This is a genomic window from Enterobacter quasimori, assembly GCF_018597345.1.
Lineage (GTDB): Bacteria > Pseudomonadota > Gammaproteobacteria > Enterobacterales > Enterobacteriaceae > Enterobacter > Enterobacter mori.
Genome location: NZ_JAHEVU010000004.1, coordinates 145,292 through 170,316 on the forward strand (window position 1 = coordinate 145,292; position 25,025 = coordinate 170,316).

Sequence of the window (25,025 nt, forward strand, 5' to 3'; positions counted from 1 at the left end):
CTGACAAGGACCTAACCCATGAGCCAGCAAGTCATTATTTTCGATACCACTTTACGTGACGGTGAACAGGCATTACAGGCGAGCCTGAGTGTAAAAGAGAAACTGCAGATCGCGCTGGCTCTCGAACGTATGGGTGTCGACGTGATGGAGGTGGGTTTCCCGGTCTCGTCTCCGGGTGATTTCGAATCCGTCCAGACCATCGCCCGCACCATTAAAAACAGCCGCGTATGTGGTCTGGCGCGCTGTGTAGAAAAAGATATCGACGTCGCGGCCGAGTCGCTGAAAGTGGCCGAAGCCTTCCGTATCCACACCTTTATTGCCACCTCGCCCATGCACATCGCCACCAAGTTGCGCAGCACACTGGATGAGGTGATTGAGCGCGCGGTGTATATGGTGAAACGCGCACGCAACTATACCGATGACGTTGAATTCTCCTGTGAAGATGCAGGCCGTACGCCAATCGACGATTTGGCGCGCGTTGTGGAAGCCGCGATCAACGCGGGTGCCAAAACCATCAACATCCCGGACACCGTCGGCTACACCATGCCGTTTGAGTTCGCCAACATCATCACCGGCCTGTATGACCGCGTACCCAATATTGATAAAGCGATTATCTCCGTCCACACCCACGATGATTTGGGCCTGGCCGTGGGCAACGCTATCGCCGCCGTCCACGCCGGCGCGCGTCAGGTCGAAGGTGCGATGAACGGCATCGGCGAACGCGCGGGCAACTGTTCGCTGGAAGAAGTGATCATGGCGATCAAAGTGCGCAAAGACATCATGGACGTGCATACCCGCATCAATCACAACGAAATCTGGCGCACCAGCCAGACCGTCAGCCAGATTTGCAACATGCCGATTCCGGCCAACAAAGCGATTGTCGGCACTGGCGCCTTCGCGCACTCCTCCGGTATTCATCAGGATGGCGTGCTGAAGAACCGTGAAAACTACGAAATTATGACCCCGGAATCCATCGGCCTGAACCAGGTCCAACTGAACCTGACCTCCCGTTCCGGTCGCGCGGCGGTGAAGCACCGCATGGAAGAGATGGGCTATAAGGACAGCGATTACAACATGGACCAGCTGTATGACGCGTTCCTGAAGCTGGCCGACAAAAAAGGGCAGGTGTTTGACTATGACCTGGAAGCGCTGGCCTTTATTAACAAGCAGCAGGAAGAGCCTGAACACTTCCGTCTGGATTACTTCAACGTGCAGTCCGGATCCAGCGACATCGCCACCGCCTCGGTCAAGCTGGCCTGCGGCGAAGAAATTAAAGCAGAGGCCGCGAACGGTAACGGCCCCGTCGATGCCATCTACCAGGCGATTAACCGCGTCACAGAGTACGACGTTGAGCTGGTGAAATATGACCTGACGGCTAAAGGGCACGGTAAAGACGCGCTGGGTCAGGTGGATATCGTGGTGAATTACAACGGCCGACGCTTCCACGGCGTGGGCCTGGCGACCGACATCGTTGAATCCTCCGCGAAAGCGATGGTGCATGTGCTGAACAACATCTGGCGCGCCGCCGAAGTCGAAAAAGAGTTGCAACGCAAAGCTCAGAATAAAGAGAACAACAAGGAAACCGTGTAATGTCGAAGAATTACCATATTGCTGTGTTACCGGGCGACGGTATTGGACCGGAAGTGATGGCACAGGCGCTGAAAGTACTGGAAGCCGTTCGCGCGCGTTTTGCGATGAAAATTACCACCAGCCACTACGACGTGGGCGGTATAGCGATTGATAACCACGGTACGCCACTGCCGAAAGCGACCGTGGAAGGCTGCGAAAATGCCGATGCCGTTCTGTTTGGTTCCGTCGGTGGCCCGAAATGGGAACACCTGCCGCCAGCAGAGCAGCCAGAGCGCGGCGCGCTGCTGCCGCTGCGTAAACATTTCAAGCTGTTCAGCAACCTGCGTCCGGCGAAGCTGTATCAGGGTCTGGAAGAGTTCTGCCCGCTGCGCGCGGACATCGCCGCCAACGGTTTCGACATTCTGTGCGTGCGTGAACTGACCGGCGGGATCTATTTCGGTCAACCAAAAGGGCGCGAAGGCAGCGGACAACACGAGAAAGCGTTCGACACCGAGGTGTATCACCGTTTCGAAATCGAACGTATCGCCCACATCGCGTTCGAGTCGGCGCGTAAACGCCGCCATAAAGTGACCTCCATTGACAAAGCGAACGTGCTGCAGTCTTCCATTTTGTGGCGCGAGATCGTCAGCGAAGTCGCTAAGCAGTACCCGGACGTCGCGCTGTCGCACATGTACATCGACAACGCGACCATGCAGCTGATTAAGGATCCGTCCCAGTTTGACGTGCTGCTGTGCTCTAACCTGTTCGGCGATATCCTCTCTGACGAGTGCGCGATGATCACCGGCTCCATGGGAATGCTGCCATCCGCAAGCCTGAATGAAGAAGGCTTTGGCCTGTACGAGCCTGCGGGCGGTTCCGCGCCGGATATCGCAGGCAAAAACATTGCCAATCCGATTGCGCAGATCCTCTCCCTGGCCCTGCTGCTGCGCTACAGTCTGGATGCAGGCGATGCAGCAGCCGCAATTGAAAACGCCATTAACCGGGCGTTAGAAGAAGGCGTCCGTACCGGTGATTTGGCACGCGGTACGGCAGCAGTCAGTACCGATGAAATGGGCGACATCATTGCCCGCTATGTCGCTGAAGGGGTGTAATCATGGCTAAGACGTTATACGAAAAGTTGTTTGACGCGCACGTTGTCTACGAGGCGCCAAACGAAACCCCGCTGCTGTACATTGACCGCCACCTGGTGCACGAAGTGACTTCACCTCAGGCATTTGACGGCCTGCGCGCGCACAAGCGCCCGGTACGTCAGCCGGGTAAAACCTTTGCGACGATGGATCACAACGTTTCCACCCAGACCAAAGACATTAATGCCTCGGGTGAGATGGCCCGTATCCAGATGCAGGAGCTGATTAAGAACTGCAACGAATTTGGCGTTGAGCTGTACGACCTGAACCATCCTTATCAGGGCATCGTCCACGTGATGGGGCCAGAACAGGGTATCACCCTGCCGGGCATGACTATCGTTTGCGGCGACTCCCATACCGCCACCCACGGCGCGTTTGGCGCGCTGGCATTCGGTATCGGCACGTCCGAAGTGGAACATGTTCTGGCAACGCAGACCCTGAAACAGGGCCGCGCCAAAACCATGAAGATTGAAGTGAAGGGCAAAGCCGCGCCGGGCATCACCGCGAAAGACATCGTGCTGGCGATTATCGGCAAAACCGGCAGCGCGGGCGGTACCGGCCACGTTGTTGAGTTCTGCGGTGAAGCCATTCAGGCGCTGAGCATGGAAGGCCGTATGACCCTGTGCAACATGGCCATTGAGATGGGCGCAAAAGCCGGTCTGGTCGCGCCGGACGACACCACCTTCAGCTACGTGAAGGGCCGTCTGCACGCGCCAAAAGATCAGAATTATGTCGATGCCGTCGAATACTGGAAAACCCTGAAAACCGACGACGGTGCGAGCTTTGATACCGTTGTCACCCTGCAGGCGGAGGAGATTGCGCCGCAGGTCACCTGGGGCACCAACCCCGGCCAGGTGATTTCCGTCAACGACAGCATCCCCGATCCGGCGTCTTTCGCCGATCCGGTCGAGCGCGCCAGTGCGGAAAAAGCGCTGGCCTATATGGGGCTGAAACCTGGCGTTCCATTGACCGACGTAACCATTGATAAAGTCTTTATCGGTTCCTGCACCAACTCCCGTATCGAAGATTTGCGTGCCGCCGCCGAGATTGCTAAAGGCCGCAAAGTGGCACCGGGCGTGCAGGCGCTGGTGGTTCCAGGCTCTGGTCCGGTGAAGGCGCAGGCTGAAGCCGAAGGTCTGGATAAGATCTTTATCGAAGCAGGCTTCGAGTGGCGCCTGCCAGGCTGCTCCATGTGTCTGGCGATGAACAACGACCGACTGAATCCGGGCGAGCGCTGTGCCTCCACCAGCAACCGTAACTTTGAAGGCCGTCAGGGCCGCGGTGGACGCACTCATCTGGTCAGCCCGGCAATGGCCGCTGCGGCGGCAGTTACCGGCCATTTCGCCGATATTCGCAGCCTGAAATAAGGAGACAATCATGGCAGAGAAATTTACACAGCATACGGGCCGGGTTGTTCCGCTGGACGCCGCTAACGTCGATACTGATGCGATCATTCCTAAGCAGTTTTTGCAGAAAGTGACGCGTACCGGTTTTGGCGCGCACCTGTTCAACGACTGGCGTTTCCTGGACGACAAAGGCGAAGTGCCTAATCCGGAGTTCGTGCTGAACTTCCCGGAATACAAAGGTGCCTCCATTTTGCTGGCGCGGGAAAACTTTGGCTGCGGCTCGTCGCGTGAGCATGCGCCATGGGCGTTGACCGACTACGGCTTTAAGGTGGTCATTGCCCCAAGCTTCGCGGATATCTTCTACGGCAACAGCTTCAACAACCAGCTGCTGCCGGTGACGCTGAGCGATGAGCAGGTCGATGAATTGTTTGCGCTGGTTAAGGCAAATCCGGGCATGTCGTTTGAAGTGGATCTGGAAGCGGAAGTGGTGAAAGCCGGGGATAAAACCTACAGCTTCAGCATTGATGCGTTCCGCCGTCACTGCATGCTGAACGGTCTGGACAGCATTGGTTTGACGCTGCAGCACGAAGACGCCATCTCAGCGTACGAGAAAAAACAGCCTGCGTTTATGGGCTAAAGGCAATGGCCCGCGAAATGCGGGCCATTGATAAGGGTGCGTTGAGGCTCAACCACTCTGGAGAGGCGGGGAAACTTCCCCGCCCATACCGCTAACGTTTTGCTTCGTAAGCCAACACTGCCGCCATTTCTGTTTTCTCCTGTCTGAAATGCAATTCACACAACGAATCACGGACCATCCAGGTGAAGATCAACAACGTCGTACAGATCAGAAATAAACCTAACAGCAGAGTACGTTTTGGCATTCCAGCCTCCTTATTGCTTTTCGGCAATGAAGAGACTAACCTCGCAATGTTGGTTGTGAAGTTGGTCTCCCCATCAATCTTTTGATGTGGGACTCTCCACTGTTTGCCTCTTGCGAAAGCCTGAGGCAAACAGCCTCAAGCACCCGCCACGTACTCTATTCCCCTTCGCGATCTCTGTCAGAATGTCGTTCCAATTTGTGAAGCCGTCTTCCAGAATCACACGTCTTTTACCCGGCAGGTCAGCAGGAGCGTCACAACGGATATCGCCGCAATCACCCAGTAAACCGACGTATGGCCATAGCTTTGCGCCAGCGCGCCCTGGATCACACCGGCCAGAATCACCCCGGTTGAAATACTGTTCGTAAAGAGCGTCGTGGCCGATCCCGCGCGTCCGGGCATCAGATCCTGAAACCAGAGCATGCCGATTCCGGCGACGATCCCAATGAACACAGCATTAAACAGCTGCAGCGCAAGCAGCGCTTCACGCGAATGGAAAAGGATCAGTCCCGCGTAAAACAGCACCCCGGCCGCCACGGCGACGATCATCATCCGACGCTTCCCAAAGCGCTTAACGTAATATCCCGCCAGAATCATTGCCGGAATTTCCAGCCCGGCAGCGGTCCCCATTAAGATCCCCGCAAGCTTGTCCGGTAAACCCAGATCGCTGCTGATCCACAGCGGCATATCAATGATATACATGGTGTTGCAGGTCCACATCAGCGTGGAGGCAATAAACAGCATGCGGACGTTTTTATCCTGCCAGCCGCTCACCTGGGTGACAGGTGTATCCGTCGTCTGTTCGACGCGCGCCACGGACGGCAGCGCGAAGGCTATCAACGCCAGGCTGATGACAAAAATCCCGGCCGCGATGGAGAACATGGCGGTAAAGCCGTAGTTCAACGCCAGCATGAAGGCCAGCGGCGGTCCAATGACCCACGCCAGCGAGAGCTGCGCGCGCATCACGGAGCTAAACATCACCACTTCCCGCGCCGAGCTATCGGCGTATTCACGGGCAAGGGCGAACAGCTGCGGCATGGCGGTGTTCGCCAGTGACGCCAGCAGCACGCCGCAGGTAATGAGGGTCAAATAATGACGGTTGAAGGCAAACAGCAGCGCGTTGCCTACGGCCATGGCGCAGCAAAAGAGGATCAGCTTGCGCCTGTCACCCTGACTGTCGGATCGTTTTGCCAGCCACAGGCTGACCAGGATCCCGGCAATGGCGTTGACGGTATAAAACAGCCCCACCCAAAACGGCTGCGCCCCCACCTCGCGGCTGAGAAACAGGCTCAGCGTCGGTGCCTGAAGCGCCCCCGCCACGCCCATCATAAAGGCGACCAGCATAAAAGCGGCATACACGCCGTTCAGGCGTCGCCCCATCGTCATCAACCACAGCATGCGCAAGTCCTTGTGAAAGCGAATCGAAATTGGGTGAAATAGTAAACGAAAAAAGCCAGCAAAAACATTTTGCTGGCGGGTGATTAGCACCAATACTCAGTCACACATGATCGAGGCGAGTTAGCGAGAAGAGGTCGGTTTCGTAACATCCCACTGCATCAATTCTTCTAACGTTTTCAGCCGTTGCTCTGCACACTGGCGGGCCAGCCAGGACAATCCTTTTGTCGCTGAAAAGTACTGCTGATAAAACTGACGAGCGGTAGACCTCTTCATAATTTACCTCCTCACTTCATCGGGAAGGATTATTGTCCTAATATAGGGATTAATAAATTGCTGGTTTTTTGTCAGGAGTTCCTCTTTTATGCCTTCTGGTCGTCTGCAACAACAATTTATCCGCCTCTGGCAGTGCTGCGAGGGGCAATCGCAGGAGACCACGCTGAACGAGCTGGCTGACCTGCTTAGCTGTTCGCGCCGACACATGCGCACGCTGCTCAACACCATGCAGCAGCAGGGCTGGCTAAACTGGGAAGCCGAAGCGGGACGCGGTAAACGCTCGCGGCTGACCTTCCTCTATACCGGGCTGGCGCTGCAGCAGCAGCGCGCGGAAGATCTGCTGGAGCAGGACCGCATCGAGCAGCTGGTCCAGCTGGTGGGCGACAAAGCCGCCGTGCGCCAGATGCTGGTTTCCCATCTGGGGCGCAGCTTTCGTCAGGGCCGCCATATTCTGCGGGTGCTTTACTACCGTCCAATGAAAAATCTGTTGCCCGGCACGGCGTTACGCCGCTCAGAAACCCATATGGCCCGGCAAATCTTCAGCGGGCTGACGCGGATAAATGAGGAAAACGGGGAACTGGAAGCCGATATCGCGCACCACTGGCAGCAACTCTCTTCACTCCACTGGCGCTTCTTTTTACGCCCCGGCATCCATTTTCATCATGGCCGCGAGCTGGAAATGAGCGACGTCATCTCTTCTCTGGAACGCGCCCGCAAGCTCCCCCTCTACTCACATATTTCGCGCGTCCACTCCCCTACGGCGTGGACGCTGGATATTGAACTGTCGCAGCAGGATAAGTGGCTCCCCTGGCTGCTGGGCTATGTGCCGTCGATGATTTTGCCCGGCGAGTGGGAATCGCTGAATAATTTCGCCAGCCAGCCAATTGGTACCGGCCCTTATGCCGTCTCCCGAAACAACAGCAACCAGCTGAAGATCCGCGCCTTTGATGACTATTTTGGCTATCGGGCGCTGATCGACGAAGTGAACGTGTGGGTATTGCCGGATCTCAATGAGGACCTGAGCTGCGGGCTGACGCTGGAAGGCCCCACCACGGGAGAAAAAGCCGTGGAGAGTCGCCTGGAGGAGGGATGCTACTATCTCCTCTTTGACCGCCGCACCCACCGCGGGGCAAACCAGGCCGTCCGCAAGTGGATCAGCCACGTGTTGTCCCCTGCCAATCTGATCTACCATGCGGAAGCGCAGTACCAGACATACTGGTTCCCGGCGTACGGCCTGCTTCCGCGCTGGCACCACGCCCGCCCGTCGCACTGCGACAAGCCCGCAGGGCTGGAGTCTATCACCCTGACCTACTACCGCGAGCACGTGGAGCATCGTTTTATCGCCAGAATCATGACCCGCCTGCTGGCAGCCGAGGGGGTCAGGCTGGACATCAGGGAAGTGGACTATGACGAATGGCATCAGGGGGAGATCGCCAGCGATATCTGGCTCAACAGCGCAAACTTTACCCTGCCGCTCGATTTCTCGCTCTTCTCGCACCTGTATGAAGTCCCGCTGATCCAGCGCTGCATCGACCGGGACTGGCAGCAGGATGCCGCCCTGTGGCGCGCGGGCGAAATGAATTTAGCCGCATGGTGCCAGGCGTTACTTGCAGAACAGGCGATCGTGCCGCTGATCCACCACTGGCTGATGATTCAGGGACAGCGCAGCATGCGCGGCCTGCGGATGAACACCCTGGGCTGGTTTGATTTTAAATCCGCCTGGTTTGCGCCGCCGGAGCCATAACGCTTTCGTAATATTCACCAAATCATTACAATAGCGCCGTTCTCAACGGGGTGCTGCATCACTGATGTGCGCTGAGATAATACCCGTCGAACCTGATCCGGATAACGCCGGCGAAGGGATTTGAGGCTGTCGCTCAAAATCCTTTGCCACTCAACCCTGAGGTGCAAAGTGTTAAAAAAAGTTCTTCCCCTGCTGGCGCTGTTTGCGCTGCCTGCTTTTGCGAAGCCCGTCCTGACGGTCTACACCTATGACTCCTTCTCCGCCGACTGGGGCCCTGGCCCGGTAGTTAAAAAAGCCTTTGAAGCCGACTGCAACTGCGAGCTGAAGTTCGTCGCGCTGGAAGATGGCGTGTCGCTGCTCAACCGCCTGCGCATGGAAGGGAAAAACAGCAAGGCTGACGTGGTGCTCGGTCTGGATAACAACCTGCTGGAAGCCGCCTCGCAGACCAAACTGTTTGCCAAAAGCGGCGTGGCGGCAGACGCCGTTAACGTGCCGGGCGGCTGGAAGAACGATACCTTTGTGCCGTTCGATTACGGCTACTTTGCTTTTGTTTACGACAAAAACAAGCTGAAAAACCCGCCGAAAAGCCTGAAAGAGCTGGTGGAAAGCGACCAGAAATGGCGCGTGATTTATGAAGATCCGCGAACCAGCACGCCGGGGCTGGGCCTGCTGCTGTGGATGCAGAAGGTCTACGGCGATAAGGCGCCGGAAGCGTGGCAGAAGCTGGCCGCCAAAACCGTGACCGTGACCAAGGGCTGGAGCGAAGCCTACGGGTTGTTCCTGAAAGGCGAAAGCGACCTGGTGCTGAGCTACACCACCTCCCCGGCCTACCACATTATCGCCGAGAAGAAAGACAACTACGCTGCGGCGAATTTTGCTGAAGGTCACTACCTGCAGGTGGAAGTGGCCGCGCGTACCGCTGCCAGCAAACAGCCGGAGCTGGCCGAGAAGTTCCTGAAATTTATGGTTTCACCGGCCTTCCAGAACGCCATTCCTGCGGGCAACTGGATGTATCCGGTCGCTGACGTTGCGCTGCCGACAGGTTTCGAACAGTTGACCAAACCAGCTACCTCGCTGGAGTTTACGCCGCAGCAGGTCGCCGCGCAGCGTGCCGCATGGGTAAGTGAATGGCAACGCGCCGTCAGCCGTTGATTCCCGGCTGGTTAATCCCCGGCCTGCTCGCCGCCCTGCTGATGGTGGCGGTCAGCCTGGGGGCATTCCTTGCACTGTGGTTTAACGCGCCGGAGAGCGACCTGCTCGCCCTCTGGCACGACAGCTACCTCTGGCACGTGATCCGGTTCTCCTTCTGGCAGGCGTTTCTTTCTGCCCTGCTCTCGGCGATCCCGGCCATTTTTCTTGCGCGAGCACTGTATCGGCGGCGTTTCCCCGGCAGGCAGGCCCTGCTGCGCCTGTGCGCCATGACGCTGATCCTGCCCGTGCTGGTAGCGGTATTTGGTATTCTGAGCGTTTACGGTCGTCAGGGCTGGCTGGCTTCGCTGTTCGGCCAGCTTGGTATTGAGTGGTCATTCTCGCCTTACGGGCTGAAGGGCATTCTGCTCGCGCACGTCTTTTTCAATATGCCGATGGCAACGCGCCTCTTTTTGCAGGCGCTGGAGAACATCCCCGGCGAACAGCGCCAGATTGCCGCCCAGCTCGGCATGCGCGGCGCGTCTTTCTTCCGCTTCGTCGAATGGCCGTGGCTGCGCCGCCAGATCCCGCCCGTGGCAGCATTAATCTTCATGCTCTGCTTTGCCAGCTTTGCCACCGTACTGTCACTCGGCGGCGGGCCGCAGGCCACCACCATCGAGTTGGCGATCTACCAGGCGCTGAGTTACGACTACGATCCGGGCCGCGCCGCGCTGCTGGCGATGGTGCAGATGATTTGCTGCCTCGCGCTGGTGCTGCTCAGCCAGCGGCTGAGTAAGGCCCTTCCTCCCGGCAGTAATCAGATAGCTGGCTGGCGCGATCCGCAGGACAGCCTGCACAGCCGCATCACCGATTTTATCCTTATCACGCTGGCGCTCCTGCTTCTGCTGCCGCCGCTTCTGGCCGTTATCGCCGATGGTCTGAACCTCAATCTTGTGTCCGTGTTGCAACAGCCCGTGCTCTGGCAGGCAACCTGGACCTCGGTTCGCATAGCGCTGGCTGCCGGGCTGCTGTGCGTCATACTGACCATGATGCTGCTGTGGAGCAGCCGTGAACTTTACGCGCGTCAAGCCCGTAAGGCCGGGCACATGCTGGAGCTGACGGGCATGCTGATTCTGGCGATGCCGGGCATTGTGCTCGCGACGGGCTTCTTCCTGCTGTTCAACAGCACCATCGGTCTGCCGCAAAGCGCCGACGGCATTGTGATTTTCACCAACGCACTGATGGCCATCCCTTACGCGCTCAAGGTGCTGGAAAATCCGATGCGCGACGTGAACAGCCGCTACGGTTTGCTGTGCCAGTCGCTGGGCATGCAGGGCTGGCAGCGGCTGAAAGTGGTGGAACTCCGCGCCCTGAAACGTCCGCTCGCCCAGGCGCTGGCCTTTGCCTGCGTGCTGTCGATTGGGGATTTTGGCGTGGTGGCGCTCTTCGGGAATGAAGACTTCCGCACCCTGCCGTTCTGGCTTTACCAGCAAATTGGCTCCTACCGCAGCCAGGACGGGGCCGTCACGGCACTCTTACTGCTGCTGCTGTGCTTTGCGTTATTCACCGTTATCGAAAAACTTCCGGGGCGTGATGTTAGAACTGACTGATGTAACCTGGCTTTATCAGCATCTGCCGATGCGCTTCACGCTCTCCGTGCGTCAGGGGGAGATGATTGCCGTGCTTGGCCCAAGCGGCGCGGGGAAAAGCACGCTGCTTAATTTGATTGCCGGTTTTCTGCAGCCGGCGAGCGGATCGATAGTGATTGAAAACCGGGACCATACCCGAACGCCGCCGGCGAAGCGTCCGGTCTCGATGCTGTTTCAGGAAAACAACCTCTTTAACCATCTGACGGTGCGGCAAAACATCGCGCTGGGGATGCATCCGGGACTCAGGCTGAACGACGACCAGCGCCAAAAGCTGGAGAGTATTGCCGCGCAGATGGGGATCGCCGGGTTCATCGACAGGCTGCCGGGCGAGCTTTCCGGCGGCCAGCGCCAGCGCGTGGCGCTGGCGCGCTGTCTGGTGCGCGAGCAGCCGCTGCTGCTGCTCGACGAGCCCTTTTCGGCGCTCGACCCGGCCCTGCGTCAGGAGATGCTCTCGCTGGTTGAGGAGGTTTGCGAGCGCGAGCAGCTGACGATGCTGATGGTTTCGCACAGTATTGAGGATGCCGCACGGATTGCACCGCGATCGGTGGTCGTTGCTGAAGGGCGAATTGCGTGGGATGGGAAGACGGAAGAGCTGCTCAGTGGTCAAGCGGGGGCGTCTTCACTGTTGGGCATTCGTGCTGACTGATGCCCTCACCCTGGCCCTCTCCCACAGGGAGAGGGGAAACACCTTAACGGCTCACCACTTTTAATAAAATCTCGCCGTAAACCGGCATCAGCGGGTGGCGAATCAGCGCCACCAGCGCCACGACGGCCACACCCAGCGTCAGCGGGGCCAGCCAGAGCAGGCGAGCGCGCGGGAGATAGCGCGTCAGGCGATCGACGTTGGCTTTCGCGCTGCGCCATAGCCGCCAGCAGAGCCAGACCGCCAGCCACAGCAGTACCGCCGTGCCCAGCAGCAGCCACTTAAACTCGCCGCTTTGCATTCCGTCAGGAATATCAATTGCCGCCCCGGCCAGGATGCCGGGCAGAAAGTAAAACGGCGGCCAGAAGACGCAGCCGATAATGTTCGGCACCACGAATTTCGCGACGGGCAGATCCAGCATCCCGGCTACCATCGGCACAAGCGGACGCGTTGGCCCAACGAAGCGGCCGACGAGGATGGTAAACATGCTGTGCTGATGCAGCGCGTGCTCGGTCTTATCCAGCAGCGCCTTGTTCTTTTTCATAAACGACCAGCGGTGCAGCGGCTTCTTAAAGCGCCAGCCCAGCCAGAAGGAGATCCAGTCCCCGAGTAAACAGCCGATAATCCCGGCCATCCACGCCTGCCAGAAGTTAACCTCACCGCTGCCGATAAGCGCGCCAAGCCCTGCCATCATCACGGTGCCGGGCAGGATCAGCCCAACCAGCGCCAGCGATTCCAGAAACGCCACCAGCGCCACGGCGATGAGCGAGTACATAACGGACTGGGTAATAAAGTGTTCCAGCAATGCCTGCATAACTATTCCGGTCAGAAAACGAATCAGCGATTCTGCTTAGCGCCCCGCACCGCGTCAAGGCATCAATTGTCTGAATAGTTTACAAGATGCTCCTGAAGTTCACCTGAATGTTTACCGTTTATTCACATCCCGCACGGAATTCGCTCGGGCTGGCCCCGGTGCATTTTTTAAATACGCGAGAGAAATAGAGCTGATCTTCGAAGCCCACGTTGCGCCCCACGGTAGCAATTGGCATTCGGGTGGTGCTGAGCAGCAGCTTCGCCTGGCTGATGCGCTGATCCTCGCGCCAGCTCAGCACGCTCACGCCAAGCTGCTGGCGGAACAGATGCGACAGGCGCGAAGGTGACAGGCAAACGTGCTGGGCGACGCTGGCAATATCAAACTGGCTGTCGGCCAGGTGGTCACTGATGTACTGGCAGGCGTCGCGGACGCGGTTATCCAGCGGCGGGTTAAGCGATTCATTGATCGCCTCCATCCGGCGCAGCAGCACCTGCTCAAGCAGATTAATCGCCAGCAGTTCGGCGTAGCGTCCGCCCGCCTGTCCCGCCTCGATAATTTGGGCAAACAGCTCGCGAAACTGCGACAGATGCGCCTCATCAGGGCGATAAAAGCCCGTATGCGCAAAAATGGCGGGCCACGAAAGCCACTCCTGCCAGTAGGCGCGCGGGCGGAAGTAGACCCACTGGTGATACCACTCTTTGGCATCCGGGTGGCGGCCGTAGTGGTGTATCTCACCCGGAGGGAACAGCAGCATATCGCCAGGGCGGCAGATGAACTGCTGATCGCCATTTTTTATTACTCCTTCTCCACGCACGGTCAGGTTCAAAATATACCCTTTCATTCCGAGCGGTCGGTCGACATAGAAATCGAGATAGCCCTCAGCCTCAATGGGCGTCAACCCTGCCACCAGGTGAGCATTAAACGAGTAGCCCGGCAGCAGGGGATCATTTTGCGGTTCAGCCATAATTTCAATACTCCCAGCGGTCCTGAAGGAAACCAATTGTCCATATCGTTAAAAGCAATATAAAAATGGCCCGCAAAAAGATCCAAAAAGCATTATGTCTCTTTTACGTCCGCCATGTTTCAGCCTTTCTCTCTGATTTCTCCGCCACTGTGAGCAGATAAGCAGTAACAAAAGTGTCTATAAGCGCGGCAGAAATGTCCACATTGAATATTTGCACGGCGTCACACTTTCAATCGTAACAGCAATTTAGTCCATAAGATTAGCGGATCCTGCCTGACGATTTTTGCCCCCAGTCTCTAATGTTCTTCCATACCTGTTTTTTGATGGAGCAACACCATGGCAATTGCGATTGGCCTCGATTTTGGCAGCGATTCGGTTCGCGCGCTGGCAGTGGACTGTACGTCCGGCCAGGAGATAGCAACCAGCGTTGAGTGGTACCCGCGCTGGCAAGAGGGGCGCTATTGCGATGCGCCAAACAACCAGTTCCGCCACCACCCGCGTGACTACATCGAGTCGATGGAAGCGGCGATCAAAACCGTCCTGGCTGAACTGACGGACGCCCAGCGAGCGGAGATTGTCGGGATTGGCGTCGACAGCACGGGATCCACGCCTGCCCCGGTGGATGCCGAAGGCCGCGTGCTGGCGCTGCGCCCGGAGTTCGCCGACAACCCGAACGCTATGTTCGTGCTGTGGAAAGATCACACCGCCGTGGAAGAGGCTGAAGCCATCACGCGCCTGTGCCATCAGCCGGGCAAAACCGACTACTCGCGCTACATCGGCGGGATTTATTCCAGTGAATGGTTCTGGGCCAAGATCCTCCACGTTACCCGCGCCGACGCCTCCGTTGCGCAGGCAGCCGCATCGTGGATTGAGCTGTGCGACTGGGTGCCTGCCCTGCTCTCCGGCACCACGCGTCCACAGGATATCCGCCGCGGCCGCTGCAGCGCCGGGCATAAATCGTTATGGCATGAAAGCTGGGGCGGCCTGCCTCCGGCCGCGTTCTTCGATGAGCTCGACCCGATTATCAACAAGAACCTGACATATCCGCTATTTACCGACACCTTTACCGCCGATATTCCGGTCGGCACGCTCTGCGAAGAGTGGGCGAAACGTCTGGGCCTGCCGCAGAACGTGGCGATCTCCGGCGGCGCCTTTGACTGCCATATGGGCGCCGTGGGCGCAGGCGCGCAGCCAAACACGCTGGTAAAAGTCATCGGGACCTCCACCTGCGACATTCTGACGGCGGATAAAGCCACCGTCGGCGACCGTGCGGTAAAAGGCATCTGCGGCCAGGTGGACGGCAGCGTGGTGCCGGACTTTATCGGCCTCGAAGCCGGCCAGTCCGCGTTTGGCGATATCTACGCCTGGTTTGGCCGCGTGCTGGGCTGGCCGCTGGACCAGCTGGCGGCGGCGCATCCTGAACTGAAAACCCAGATAGCCGACAGCAAAAAGCAGCTTCTGCCGCAGCTCACCGAAGCCTGGGCGAAAAATCCCTCGCTCGATCACCTCCCGGTGGTGCTGGACTGGTTTAACGGTCGCCGCACGCCGTTCGCCAACCAGCGTCTGAAAGGGGCGATCGCGGATCTCAACCTGGCAACCGACGCGCCTGCGCTGTTCGGCGGCCTGATTGCCGCAACGGCCTTCGGCGCCCGCACCATTATGGAGTGTTTCACCGAGCAGGGCATCGACGTGAACAACGTGATGGCGCTGGGCGGCATCGCCCGTAAAAACCCGGTGATCATGCAGGCCTGCTGCGACGTGCTGAACCGTCCGCTGCAGATTGTGGCCTCCGATCAGTGCTGCGCCCTGGGCGCGGCGATTTTTGCCGCCGTGGCCGCAGGCGTCCATGCCGACATCCCGACCGCGCAGCAGCATATGGCGAGTGCCGTCGAAAACACCCTTCAGCCGCGTGCCCAGCAGGCGCAACGCTTCGAACAGCTTTATCAGCGCTACCAGCAATGGGCAAAAAGCGCCGAACTTCACTATCTCCCTGTCGCCGCCCCGGCTAAAAGCACCGCGGACACTACGGCAACCCTGACCCATTAAGGACACGATGATGACCATTTTTAATAACTATGAAGTGTGGTTTGTGATTGGCAGCCAGCATCTGTACGGACCGGAAGCGCTGCAGCAGGTGACGAAACACGCGGAGCACGTGGTTAACGCGCTGAACGCGGAAGCTAAACTGCCGTGTAAGCTGGTGCTGAAACCGCTGGGCACCACGCCGGACGAAATCACTCACATCTGCCGCGACGCCAACTACGACGATAAATGCGCCGGTCTGGTGGTGTGGCTGCACACCTTCTCACCGGCAAAAATGTGGATCAACGGCCTGTCTATCCTCAACAAACCGCTGCTGCAGTTCCATACCCAGTTCAACGCCTCCCTGCCGTGGGACAGCATCGACATGGACTTTATGAACCTGAACCAGACCGCGCACGGCGGCCGCGAGTTCGGCTTCATCGGGGCGCGTATGCGTCAGCAGCACGCGGTGGTCACCGGCCACTGGCAGGATGGTAAGGCGCAACAGCGTATCGGATCCTGGATGCGCCAGGCGGTTTCGAAACAAGATACCCGCCACCTGAAAGTGGTGCGTTTCGGCGACAACATGCGTGAAGTGGCGGTCACCGACGGTGACAAAGTGGCCGCGCAGATCAAGTTCGGCTTCTCCGTGAATACCTGGGCCGTGGGCGACCTGGTGCAGGTAGTGAATGAAATCAGCGATGGCGACGTGAGCGCGCTGGTGGACGAGTACGAAAGCAGCTACCGCCTGACGCCTGCGGCACAAATCAACGGCGACAAGCGCCAGAACGTGCTGGACGCGGCGCGCATCGAGCTGGGCATGAAGCGCTTCCTGGAACAGGGCGGCTTCCACGCTTTTACCACCACCTTTGAAGACCTCCACGGTCTGAAACAGCTGCCGGGTCTGGCGGTACAACGTCTGATGCAGCAGGGCTACGGCTTTGCGGGCGAGGGCGACTGGAAAACCGCCGCTCTGCTTCGCATCATGAAGGTGATGTCGACCGGTCTGCAGGGCGGCACCTCCTTTATGGAGGACTACACCTACCACTTCGAAAACGGCAACGACCTGGTGCTCGGCTCTCACATGCTGGAAGTGTGTCCAACAATCGCCGTCGAAGAGAAACCGATCCTCGACGTGCAGTATCTCGGCATCGGCGGTAAAGCCGATCCGGCGCGTCTGATCTTCAATACCCGCACCGGCCCGGCCATCAACGCCAGCCTGATCGATCTGGGCGATCGTTTCCGCCTGCTGGTGAACTGCGTCGATGCGGTTGAAACACCACATTCTCTGCCGAAACTGCCGGTCGCCAACGCCCTGTGGAAAGCACAGCCTGACCTGCCAACCGCCTCAGAGGCCTGGATCCTTGCCGGCGGCGCGCACCATACGGTGTTCAGCCACGCGCTGGATCTGAACGATATGCGTCAGTTCGCGGAACTGCACGATATCGAACTGACCGTCATTGATAACGATACCCGCCTGCCCGCCTTCAAGGACGCGCTGCGCTGGAACGAAGTCTATTACGGTTCAAAACGCTAAGCCCTGAATGCCCGGTGGCACTGCGTTTACCGGGCCTACGGTTCCGTAGGCCGGATAAGCGAAGCGCCATCCGGCAGGAGACAACTATGTTAGACGATCTCAAACGTCAGGTGCTCGAAGCCAACCTGGCGCTGCCGAAGCATAACCTCGTAACCCTCACCTGGGGCAACGTCAGCGCCGTTGACCGGGAAAAAGGCGTGTTCGTGATCAAGCCTTCCGGCGTGGATTACGCGGTAATGACCGCCGAAGATATGGTCGTGGTCAGCATCGCCACGGGCGAAGTGGTGGAAGGCAAGAAAAAGCCGTCCTCCGATACGCCAACCCACCGCCTGCTGTATCAGTCATTCCCGACCATCGGCGGTATTGTGCATACCCATTCGCGCCATGCCACCATCTGGGCGCAGGCGGGCCAGTCCATCCCGGCGACCGGCACCACCCACGCGGACTACTTCTACGGCACCATTCCCTGCACGCGTCTGATGACCGATGCGGAAATCAACGGCGAGTATGAGTGGGAAACGGGGAACGTGATTGTCGAAACCTTCGAAACACAGGGTATCGACGCGGCGCAAATGCCCGGCGTGCTGGTGCACTCCCACGGCCCGTTTGCCTGGGGGAAAAACGCGGAGGACGCGGTGCATAACGCCATCGTGCTTGAAGAGGTCGCCTATATGGGGATCTTCTGCCGCCAGCTGGCGCCGGAGCTGCCGGATATGCAGCAGACCCTGCTCGATAAGCATTACCTGCGCAAGCACGGTGCGAAAGCGTATTATGGGCAGTAGCTTGTAGGCCGGATAAGCGCAGCGCCATCCGGCAAAACAGGCACTGTATAAAACCCCAGCAAACCCACCTTAACCAGGCTATAATCAGGCCTGGTTTTGTTTTCTGGGATAACGGCGTGGCGCAGGCGCAAGAAGGCTTTTTACTGACCCGACACTGGCGGGATACCCCTCAGGGCACCGAGGTCGCGTTCTGGCTGGCGACGGACAGCGGCCCGCTGCACGTTACGCTCCCCCCGCAGGAATCCGTGGCCTTTATTCCGGAAGCGCAAGTCGAAAAAGTGAAACAGCTGCTGCGCGGCGAAAACGGCTGGCGCATTACCCCGCTTGAACTGAAGGATTTCCACCGCCAGCCGGTTTACGGCCTCTACTGTCGCGCCCATCGTCAATTAATGCGCTATGAAAAGCTGCTCCGCGAAGCGGGCGTGACGCTTTACGAAGCGGATATTCGCCCACCTGAACGCTTTCTGATGGAGCGGTTCATTACCGCCCCCGTGTGGGTTGATGGCATCGAACAAAACGGCAGCGTCGTAAACGCGCGCCTGAAGCCGAACCCAAACTATCGCCCACCGCTGAAGTTGGTCTCCCTGGATATCGAAACCACCCGCCACGGCGAACTGTACTGCATTGGTCTGGAAGGCTGCGGCGATCGGGTTGTCTATATGCTCGGGCCGCCGAATGGCGATGCGTCCGCGCTGGATTTCCGGCTTGAGTACGTCAACAGCCGCCCGCAGCTGCTGGAGAAGCTTAACCAGTGGTTTGCCGACTACGATCCCGATGTTCTGATCGGCTGGAACGTGGTGCAGTTTGACCTGCGCGTGCTGCAAAAACACGCCGAGCGCTACCGCATCCCGCTGATGCTCGGGCGCGGCAACAGCGAGCTGGAATGGCGCGAACACGGTTTTAAGAATGGCGTTTTCTTCGCACAGGCTAACGGCCGCCTGATTATTGACGGCATCGAGGCGCTTAAGTCCGCCTTCTGGAACTTCTCTTCCTTCTCCCTTGAGGCAGTGGCGCAGGAGCTGCTTGGCGAAGGTAAATCCATCGATAACCCCTGGGACAGAATGGACGAGATCGACCGGCGTTTTAACGAAGACAAGCCCGCACTCGCCACCTATAACCTGAAAGACTGCGAGCTGGTGACGCAGATTTTCCACAAGACCGAGATCATGCCGTTTCTGCTGGAGCGCGCGACGGTGAACGGACTCGCAGCGGACAGACACGGCGGCTCCGTGGCGGCCTTTAGCCACCTCTATTTTCCGCGAATGCACCGGGCAGGGTACGTTGCCCCCAACCTCGGGGACGTGCCGCCGCAGGCCAGTCCCGGCGGGTACGTGATGGACTCACGGCCAGGATTGTATGACTCGGTGCTGGTGCTGGATTACAAAAGCCTCTACCCGTCGATTATCCGCACCTTCCTGATCGATCCCGTCGGGCTGGTTGAGGGCATGGCGCAGCCGGACGATGAACGCAGCACCGAAGGCTTCCTCGGCGCACGCTTCTCGCGGGAAAAACACTGTCTGCCTGACATCGTGGGAAGCATCTGGCACGGCCGCGACGCGGCCAAGCGCCACGGTAACAAGCCGCTATCACAGGCGCTGAAAATCATCATGAACGCCTTTTACGGCGTGCTGGGCACCAGCGCCTGCCGCTTTTTTGACCCGCGTTTGGCTTCCTCTATTACCATGCGCGGGCATGAGATTATGCGCCAGACCAAAGCGCTGATTGAATCCCGGGGCTATGACGTGATTTACGGCGACACGGACTCCACCTTTGTGTGGCTGAAAGGCGCGCACTCAGAAGGCGACGCCGCCCGCATCGGCAAAGAGCTTGTGGCCTTTGTGAACGACTGGTGGGCCAAACATTTGCAAAAAGAGCGGTTAACCAGCGCGCTGGAGCTGGAGTTTGAAACCCATTTTGCCCGCTTTTTAATGCCCACCATTCGCGGCACCGATCAGGGCAGCAAGAAGCGCTACGCCGGGCTGATTCAGGAGGGCGACGCGCAGCGGATGGTCTTTAAAGGGCTGGAAACGGTGCGTACCGACTGGACGCCGCTGGCGCAGCAGTTCCAGCAGACGCTCTACCTGCGGGTGTTCCGCAATGAGCCTTATCAGGACTACATCCGCGAAACCATCGCCAGCCTGATGGCGGGCGAACTTGACGCGCAGCTGGTGTACCGCAAGCGCCTGCGCCGCCCGCTGGCGGAGTACCAGCGTAATGTGCCCCCTCATGTGCGCGCCGCCCGGCTGGCGGATGAAGAAAACGTGCGGCGGGGCCGCGCGCCGCAGTATCAAAACCGCGGCACCATCAAATACGTCTGGACCACCAGCGGTCCGGAACCGGTTGATTACCAGCAATCGCCGCTCGATTACGATCATTATCTGACGCGCCAGCTTCAGCCGGTCGCGGAGGGAATTTTGCCCTTCATTAACGATGATTTTGCTACACTAGTGACAGGGCAACTTGGCCTATTTTGACGCGTGACGAAATGGCTGCCATCCAGTACCATAGCGCCCTTTCCATTCCCGGACCCATTTTTCGATGACCGTCTTTCTTGACGGTGGTTGAACTATTGCCTGCAATTAAAGATTAGAGCCGAACAACTATGCCTTTTACACTTGGTCAACGCTGGATCAGCGATACAGAAAGCGAACTTGGATTGGGAACCGTCGTTGCCGTCGATGCGCGCATGGTTACCCTCCTCTTCCCTGCCACCGGTGAAAACCGTCTGTACGCTCGCAATGACTCCCCTGTTACCCGCGTGATGTTCAATCCGGGCGACACCGTGACCAGCCATGACGGCTGGCAGCTCAAGATTGAAGACGTAAAAGAAGAGAATGGACTGCTCGCCTACATTGGTACTCGTCTTGATACGGACGAAGCCAATGTCATCCTGCGTGAAGTGCTGCTTGACAGCAAACTGGTCTTCAGCAAGCCGCAGGACCGCCTGTTTGCCGGGCAAATCGACCGTATGGATCGCTTCTCTCTGCGCTATCGCGCGCGTAAGTTCCAGAGTGAACAGTACCGCATGCCGTGGAGCGGCCTGCGCGGCCAGCGCACCAGCCTGATCCCCCACCAGCTAAACATCGCCCATGACGTGGGCCGTCGCCACGCACCTCGCGTGCTGCTGGCAGACGAAGTGGGCCTGGGTAAAACCATCGAAGCGGGCATGATCCTGCACCAACAGCTGCTTTCCGGCGCCGCCGAACGCGTGCTGATCGTGGTTCCAGAAACGCTGCAGCACCAGTGGCTGGTTGAGATGCTGCGCCGCTTCAACCTGCGCTTCTCCCTGTTCGACGACGAACGCTATGCCGAAGCGCAGCACGACGCCGACAACCCGTTTGAAACCGAACAGCTGGTCATCTGTTCGCTGGACTTCGTGCGCCGCAGCAAGCAGCGCCTGGAGCACCTGTGCGATGCCGAGTGGGACATTCTGGTGGTCGACGAAGCGCACCACCTGGTCTGGAGCGAAGACGCGCCGAGCCGCGAATATATGGCTATCGAACAGCTTGCCGAGCGCGTGCCTGGCGTTCTGCTGCTGACCGCAACGCCTGAACAGCTGGGTCTGGAAAGCCACTTTGCCCGTCTGCGCCTGCTTGATCCGAACCGTTTTCACGATTTCGGGCAGTTTGTCGAGGAGCAGAAAAACTACCGCCCGGTTGCCGATGCCGTCGCCCTGCTGCTGGCGGGCAACCGTCTCTCTAACGATGAGCTGAACACCCTGAGCGATCTGATTGGCGAGCAGGATATCGAGCCGCTTCTGCAGGCTGCCAACAGCGACAGCGACAACGCGGAATCCGCGCGCAAAGAGCTGATCGACATGCTGATGGACCGCCACGGCACCAGCCGCGTGCTGTTCCGTAACACCCGTAACGGCGTCAAAGGTTTCCCAAAACGCGAGCTGCATACGGTTAAACTGCCGCTTCCGACACAGTATCAGACGGCAATTAAGGTCTCCGGCATCATGGGCGCCCGCAAATCCCAGGAAGATCGCGCCCGCGACATGCTTTATCCGGAACAAATCTACCAGGAATTTGAAGGTGATACCGGCACCTGGTGGAACTTTGACCCGCGCGTAGAGTGGCTTATGGGCTACCTGACCGCCCACCGCTCACAGAAGGTGCTGGTGATCTGCGCCAAAGCGGCCACCGCGCTGCAGCTGGAGCAGGTTCTGCGCGAGCGAGAAGGTATTCGCGCCGCCGTATTCCACGAAGGCATGTCCATCGTCGAGCGCGACCGCGCGGCAGCCTGGTTTGGGGAAGAGGACAGCGGTGCGCAGGTGCTGCTGTGCTCGGAAATCGGCTCTGAAGGCCGTAACTTCCAGTTCGCCAGCAACCTGGTGATGTTCGATCTGCCGTTTAACCCGGATCTGCTGGAGCAGCGTATCGGTCGTCTGGATCGTATCGGTCAGGCGCATGATATTCAGATCCACGTTCCTTACCTGGAAAAAACCGCCCAGTCCGTTCTGGTGCGCTGGTTCCACGAAGGTCTGGATGCGTTTGAACATACCTGCCCGACGGGCCGCACCATTTACGATCAGGTGCATGGCGATCTGATCGGCTATCTGGCCGCGCCGGAAAACACCGACGGCTTTGACGATCTGATTAAGTCCTGCCGCGAGAAGCACGATGCGCTGAAAGCGCAGCTGGAGCAGGGCCGCGACCGCCTGCTGGAGATCCACTCCAACGGTGGCGAAAAAGCGCAGGCGCTGGCGGAAAGCATCGAAGAGCAGGACGACGACACCAGTTTGATCAGCTTCTCCATGAACCTGTTCGACATCGTCGGGATCAACCAGGACGATCGCGGCGAGAACATGATCGTCCTCACGCCGTCGGATCATATGCTGGTTCCTGATTTCCCGGGCCTGCCGGAAGATGGCTGCACCATCACCTTCGAACGTGACGTGGCGCTGTCTCGCGAAGACGCCCAGTTCATTACCTGGGAGCACCCGCTGATCCGCAACGGTCTGGATCTGATCCTGTCCGGCGATACCGGCAGCAGCACGATTTCTCTGTTGAAAAACAAAGCGCTGCCTGTGGGCACGCTGCTGGTTGAACTGATTTACGTTGTGGAAGCGCAGGCGCCAAAACAGCTGCAGCTCACCCGCTTCCTGCCGCCGACGCCGGTGCGTCTGCTGCTGGATAAAAACGGTACTAACCTGGCCGCTCAGGTCGAGTTCGAGAGCTTCAACCGTCAGCTGAGCGCGGTTAACCGTCACACCGGCAGCAAGCTGGTCAACGCCGTTCAGCAGGATGTGCATGCTATTCTGCAACTGGGTGAAACCCAGGTTGAAAAAGCGGCTCGTGCATTGATTGATGCGGCACGCAGCGAAGCCGACGAAAAACTCTCGGCAGAACTTTCTCGTCTGGAAGCGTTAAAAGCCGTTAACCCGAACATTCGTGACGATGAACTGGCGGCGATCGAAAGCAATCGTCAGCAGGTGCTGGAGAGCCTGGATCAGGCAAGCTGGCGTCTGGACGCCCTGCGTCTTATCGTTGTGACGCATCAGTAAACGGAGCGCAAGATGGTGATGGAGCCCTACAATCCCCCTCAGGATCCCTGGCTGGTCATCCTTTATCAGGATGAGCACATTATGGTGGTCAACAAGCCAAGCGGCCTGTTGTCCGTGCCGGGGCGTCTGGACGAGCACAAAGACAGCGTGATGACGCGTATTCAGCGCGATTATCCGCAGGCGGAGTCCGTCCATCGCCTCGACATGGCCACCAGCGGCGTGATTGTGGTGGCTCTGCATAAAGAAGCGGAACGCGAGCTGAAACGCCAGTTCCGCGAGCGCGAACCGAAAAAGCAGTACGTCGCGCGCGTCTGGGGCCATCCGGCAAGCGAAGAGGGTCTGGTCGATTTACCGCTGATCTGCGACTGGCCGAACCGGCCAAAGCAGAAGGTGTGCTATGAAACCGGCAAGGCGGCGCAAACCGAGTATGAAGTGCTGGAGTACGCGCCGGATAACACCGCGCGCGTCCTGCTTAAGCCGATTACCGGGCGCTCCCACCAGCTGCGCGTGCATATGCTCGCCCTGGGCCACCCGATTCTGGGAGACCGGTTTTACGCACCGCCAGAAGCGCTGGCGCTGGCTCCGCGCCTGCTGCTCCATGCGCAGACCCTCACCATTACCCATCCGGTTTTTGGCAATGCGATGACCTTTAAGGCACCCGTGGACTTCTAAAAAAAATAGCCCGATATCATCGGGCCATTTTTTTATTTAAAACCTTTTTGCTCTTTTATCAGCTCGTAGGCTTTCTGAATTTCCTGCGCTTTCTGCTTCGCCATCTCCATCATCTCTGGCGGTAAACCTTTTGCGACCAGCTTGTCCGGATGATGCTCGCTCATGAGCTTACGATAGGCACGCTTGATCGTGGTCTGATCGTCAGAAGGCTTTACGCCAAGCACGTTGCAGGCATCTTCCAGCGTCGGGCCACGCTGCGTCTGCTGCCAGCCGCCGCCGGAGGATTGCTGCTGGTAACCCCCGCCAAACTGCGCGCCACCCTGCATCATGCGCAGGAACTGGTCGAACTGCATGCGGGAGATCCCCAGCTCTTCAGCAATGACGTATAAAACGTCCCGCTCATTGGGATGAAGGGAGCCATCGGCGAAGGCCGCCTGAATTTGGATCTCCAGAAACATCCGAATTAAATCAAAACGTCCGAAGCAGATGCTGCGGAACTGACGCATTTTTTCACGCAGCGGATAGTTATCCGCTTTACCGATACGAAACGCATTTTGCGCTGCCACGCGAGATTCACCGTGCAGATTCATGCGATCCATGAATACGCTGGCAATCTGAATATCGGCTTCGGTGACGCGCCCTTTTGATTTGGTTAAATGCCCCATCACCTCAAAGGTGGTGGAGAAAAAGAGCGACTGACGCTCGCGCTGGTTGGCGAACCAGGCCATTTTGCGACTGCGTGCTTTATCAAACATATGGCCGATAATCAGGCCCAGTACCACGCCCCAAAAGCCAGCGCCCATGATTAATGCGAACGCAACGCCGATGATTTTACCCCAATACTGCATATACTCCCCGAATAGTCATGTTCCTGGTTCGACGCAACGCCATCATTACAGTGGTCGCGCCACGGTCAATTGAGGGACATCGCCTATAATTTGCATTATCA

The 25,025-nt window shown here is 58.3% G+C and carries 20 protein-coding genes and 1 riboswitch; of the genes, 14 read left to right on the forward strand and 6 right to left on the reverse strand.

Going from position 1 to position 25,025, the window contains the following annotated elements; genetic code table 11:
- The first annotated feature begins 18 nt into the window (after positions 1-18).
- Genes leuA through leuD form a run of 4 tightly spaced genes read left to right on the forward strand, consistent with a single transcriptional unit; the run spans position 19 to position 4,700 of the window.
- Positions 19-1,590, forward strand: a complete 1,572-nt coding sequence (leuA, locus tag KK102_RS16315; RefSeq protein ID WP_126545114.1) for a 2-isopropylmalate synthase — start codon at positions 19-21, stop codon at positions 1,588-1,590.
- On the forward strand, positions 1,590-2,681 hold the full coding sequence (leuB, locus tag KK102_RS16320; RefSeq protein WP_216358022.1) for a 3-isopropylmalate dehydrogenase: 1,092 nt from the start codon (positions 1,590-1,592) through the stop codon (positions 2,679-2,681). Before leuA ends, leuB begins: the two co-directional genes overlap by 1 nt.
- A gap of 2 nt (positions 2,682-2,683) precedes the next feature.
- A complete protein-coding gene (gene leuC / locus KK102_RS16325) occupies positions 2,684-4,084 on the forward strand; it encodes a 3-isopropylmalate dehydratase large subunit (RefSeq protein WP_126545116.1) in 1,401 nt (466 codons plus the stop codon).
- Between the two features lie 10 nt (positions 4,085-4,094).
- On the forward strand, positions 4,095-4,700 hold the full coding sequence (leuD, locus tag KK102_RS16330; RefSeq protein ID WP_023616037.1) for a 3-isopropylmalate dehydratase small subunit: 606 nt from the start codon (positions 4,095-4,097) through the stop codon (positions 4,698-4,700).
- 91 nt (positions 4,701-4,791) lie between these two features.
- Here leuD and KK102_RS16335 read toward each other — a convergent pair whose 3' ends face one another.
- From KK102_RS16335 to sgrT, 3 genes are all read right to left on the reverse strand, one after another.
- Positions 4,792-4,944: a Hok/Gef family protein gene (locus tag KK102_RS16335; protein WP_045907789.1), complete on the reverse strand. Its 153-nt coding sequence runs from the start codon at positions 4,942-4,944 to the stop codon at positions 4,792-4,794.
- A gap of 216 nt (positions 4,945-5,160) precedes the next feature.
- Complete coding sequence (locus KK102_RS16340; protein ID WP_216358023.1) at positions 5,161-6,339, reverse strand: sugar efflux transporter; 1,179 nt, start codon at positions 6,337-6,339, stop codon at positions 5,161-5,163.
- 120 nt (positions 6,340-6,459) lie between these two features.
- Positions 6,460-6,612, reverse strand: coding sequence for a glucose uptake inhibitor SgrT (gene sgrT / locus KK102_RS16345; RefSeq protein WP_010427011.1), 153 nt, complete (start codon positions 6,610-6,612; stop codon positions 6,460-6,462).
- 88 nt (positions 6,613-6,700) lie between these two features.
- Here sgrT and sgrR point away from each other — a divergent pair, with 88 nt between their 5' ends.
- The 4 genes from sgrR (at position 6,701) to thiQ (ending at position 11,779) form a co-directional block, all read left to right on the forward strand.
- Positions 6,701-8,356 (forward strand): HTH-type transcriptional regulator SgrR, encoded by a 1,656-nt coding sequence (gene sgrR, locus KK102_RS16350; protein ID WP_216358024.1) that lies wholly within the window; start codon positions 6,701-6,703, stop codon positions 8,354-8,356.
- Positions 8,357-8,392: 36 nt separating this feature from the next.
- Positions 8,393-8,493, forward strand: a riboswitch (TPP riboswitch).
- A gap of 31 nt (positions 8,494-8,524) precedes the next feature.
- Entirely contained in the window at positions 8,525-9,508 is a 984-nt protein-coding gene (gene thiB / locus KK102_RS16355; protein WP_216358025.1) for a thiamine ABC transporter substrate binding subunit, read from the forward strand.
- Positions 9,484-11,094, forward strand: a complete 1,611-nt coding sequence (gene thiP / locus KK102_RS16360; RefSeq protein ID WP_216358026.1) for a thiamine/thiamine pyrophosphate ABC transporter permease ThiP — start codon at positions 9,484-9,486, stop codon at positions 11,092-11,094. Before thiB ends, thiP begins: the two co-directional genes overlap by 25 nt.
- Entirely contained in the window at positions 11,078-11,779 is a 702-nt protein-coding gene (gene thiQ / locus KK102_RS16365; protein ID WP_126545123.1) for a thiamine ABC transporter ATP-binding protein ThiQ, read from the forward strand. The genes thiP and thiQ overlap by 17 nt, the downstream gene beginning before the upstream one ends.
- A gap of 43 nt (positions 11,780-11,822) precedes the next feature.
- Here the strand turns inward: thiQ and KK102_RS16370 are convergent, their stop codons facing one another.
- Together KK102_RS16370 and araC are read right to left on the reverse strand one after the other, a co-directional pair.
- The gene (locus KK102_RS16370) at positions 11,823-12,590 is read right to left on the reverse strand and encodes a DedA family protein (protein WP_126545124.1); all 768 of its coding nucleotides are present in this window, start codon (positions 12,588-12,590) and stop codon (positions 11,823-11,825) included.
- Between the two features lie 118 nt (positions 12,591-12,708).
- A complete protein-coding gene (gene araC / locus KK102_RS16375) occupies positions 12,709-13,554 on the reverse strand; it encodes an arabinose operon transcriptional regulator AraC (RefSeq protein WP_089599198.1) in 846 nt (281 codons plus the stop codon).
- A 336-nt stretch (positions 13,555-13,890) separates the two neighbouring features.
- On the opposite strand from araC, the gene araB reads away from it, so the two are divergent.
- From araB to rluA, 6 genes are all read left to right on the forward strand, one after another.
- The gene (araB, locus tag KK102_RS16380) at positions 13,891-15,600 is read left to right on the forward strand and encodes a ribulokinase (protein WP_216358027.1); all 1,710 of its coding nucleotides are present in this window, start codon (positions 13,891-13,893) and stop codon (positions 15,598-15,600) included.
- 10 nt (positions 15,601-15,610) lie between these two features.
- The gene (gene araA / locus KK102_RS16385) at positions 15,611-17,113 is read left to right on the forward strand and encodes an L-arabinose isomerase (RefSeq protein ID WP_023310371.1); all 1,503 of its coding nucleotides are present in this window, start codon (positions 15,611-15,613) and stop codon (positions 17,111-17,113) included.
- A gap of 86 nt (positions 17,114-17,199) precedes the next feature.
- Positions 17,200-17,895: an L-ribulose-5-phosphate 4-epimerase gene (gene araD, locus KK102_RS16390; protein WP_216358028.1), complete on the forward strand. Its 696-nt coding sequence runs from the start codon at positions 17,200-17,202 to the stop codon at positions 17,893-17,895.
- Positions 17,896-18,011: 116 nt separating this feature from the next.
- Entirely contained in the window at positions 18,012-20,369 is a 2,358-nt protein-coding gene (polB, locus tag KK102_RS16395) for a DNA polymerase II (RefSeq protein ID WP_216358029.1), read from the forward strand.
- Between the two features lie 128 nt (positions 20,370-20,497).
- The gene (gene rapA / locus KK102_RS16400; RefSeq protein WP_216358030.1) at positions 20,498-23,404 is read left to right on the forward strand and encodes an RNA polymerase-associated protein RapA; all 2,907 of its coding nucleotides are present in this window, start codon (positions 20,498-20,500) and stop codon (positions 23,402-23,404) included.
- 12 nt (positions 23,405-23,416) lie between these two features.
- Positions 23,417-24,076: a bifunctional tRNA pseudouridine(32) synthase/23S rRNA pseudouridine(746) synthase RluA gene (gene rluA, locus KK102_RS16405; RefSeq protein WP_089599201.1), complete on the forward strand. Its 660-nt coding sequence runs from the start codon at positions 23,417-23,419 to the stop codon at positions 24,074-24,076.
- 32 nt (positions 24,077-24,108) lie between these two features.
- Here the strand turns inward: rluA and djlA are convergent, their stop codons facing one another.
- Positions 24,109-24,924 (reverse strand): co-chaperone DjlA, encoded by an 816-nt coding sequence (gene djlA, locus KK102_RS16410; protein ID WP_100165493.1) that lies wholly within the window; start codon positions 24,922-24,924, stop codon positions 24,109-24,111.
- Positions 24,925-25,025: the final 101 nt, after the last annotated feature.

Excerpts from the sequence above, each read along its gene's own strand:
- leuA (WP_126545114.1), top strand. The coding sequence starts at position 19 with ATGAGCCAGCAAGTCATTATTTTCGATACCACTTTACGTGACGGTGAA.
- leuB (WP_216358022.1), top strand. The coding sequence starts at position 1,590 with ATGTCGAAGAATTACCATATTGCTGTGTTACCGGGCGACGGTATTGGA.
- leuC (WP_126545116.1), top strand. The coding sequence starts at position 2,684 with ATGGCTAAGACGTTATACGAAAAGTTGTTTGACGCGCACGTTGTCTAC.
- leuD (WP_023616037.1), top strand. The coding sequence starts at position 4,095 with ATGGCAGAGAAATTTACACAGCATACGGGCCGGGTTGTTCCGCTGGAC.
- KK102_RS16335 (WP_045907789.1), bottom strand. The coding sequence starts at position 4,944 with ATGCCAAAACGTACTCTGCTGTTAGGTTTATTTCTGATCTGTACGACG.
- KK102_RS16340 (WP_216358023.1), bottom strand. The coding sequence starts at position 6,339 with ATGCTGTGGTTGATGACGATGGGGCGACGCCTGAACGGCGTGTATGCC.
- sgrT (WP_010427011.1), bottom strand. The coding sequence starts at position 6,612 with ATGAAGAGGTCTACCGCTCGTCAGTTTTATCAGCAGTACTTTTCAGCG.
- sgrR (WP_216358024.1), top strand. The coding sequence starts at position 6,701 with ATGCCTTCTGGTCGTCTGCAACAACAATTTATCCGCCTCTGGCAGTGC.
- thiP (WP_216358026.1), top strand. The coding sequence starts at position 9,484 with ATGGCAACGCGCCGTCAGCCGTTGATTCCCGGCTGGTTAATCCCCGGC.
- thiQ (WP_126545123.1), top strand. The coding sequence starts at position 11,078 with ATGTTAGAACTGACTGATGTAACCTGGCTTTATCAGCATCTGCCGATG.
- KK102_RS16370 (WP_126545124.1), bottom strand. The coding sequence starts at position 12,590 with ATGCAGGCATTGCTGGAACACTTTATTACCCAGTCCGTTATGTACTCG.
- araC (WP_089599198.1), bottom strand. The coding sequence starts at position 13,554 with ATGGCTGAACCGCAAAATGATCCCCTGCTGCCGGGCTACTCGTTTAAT.
- araB (WP_216358027.1), top strand. The coding sequence starts at position 13,891 with ATGGCAATTGCGATTGGCCTCGATTTTGGCAGCGATTCGGTTCGCGCG.
- araA (WP_023310371.1), top strand. The coding sequence starts at position 15,611 with ATGACCATTTTTAATAACTATGAAGTGTGGTTTGTGATTGGCAGCCAG.
- araD (WP_216358028.1), top strand. The coding sequence starts at position 17,200 with ATGTTAGACGATCTCAAACGTCAGGTGCTCGAAGCCAACCTGGCGCTG.
- rapA (WP_216358030.1), top strand. The coding sequence starts at position 20,498 with ATGCCTTTTACACTTGGTCAACGCTGGATCAGCGATACAGAAAGCGAA.
- rluA (WP_089599201.1), top strand. The coding sequence starts at position 23,417 with ATGGTGATGGAGCCCTACAATCCCCCTCAGGATCCCTGGCTGGTCATC.
- djlA (WP_100165493.1), bottom strand. The coding sequence starts at position 24,924 with ATGCAGTATTGGGGTAAAATCATCGGCGTTGCGTTCGCATTAATCATG.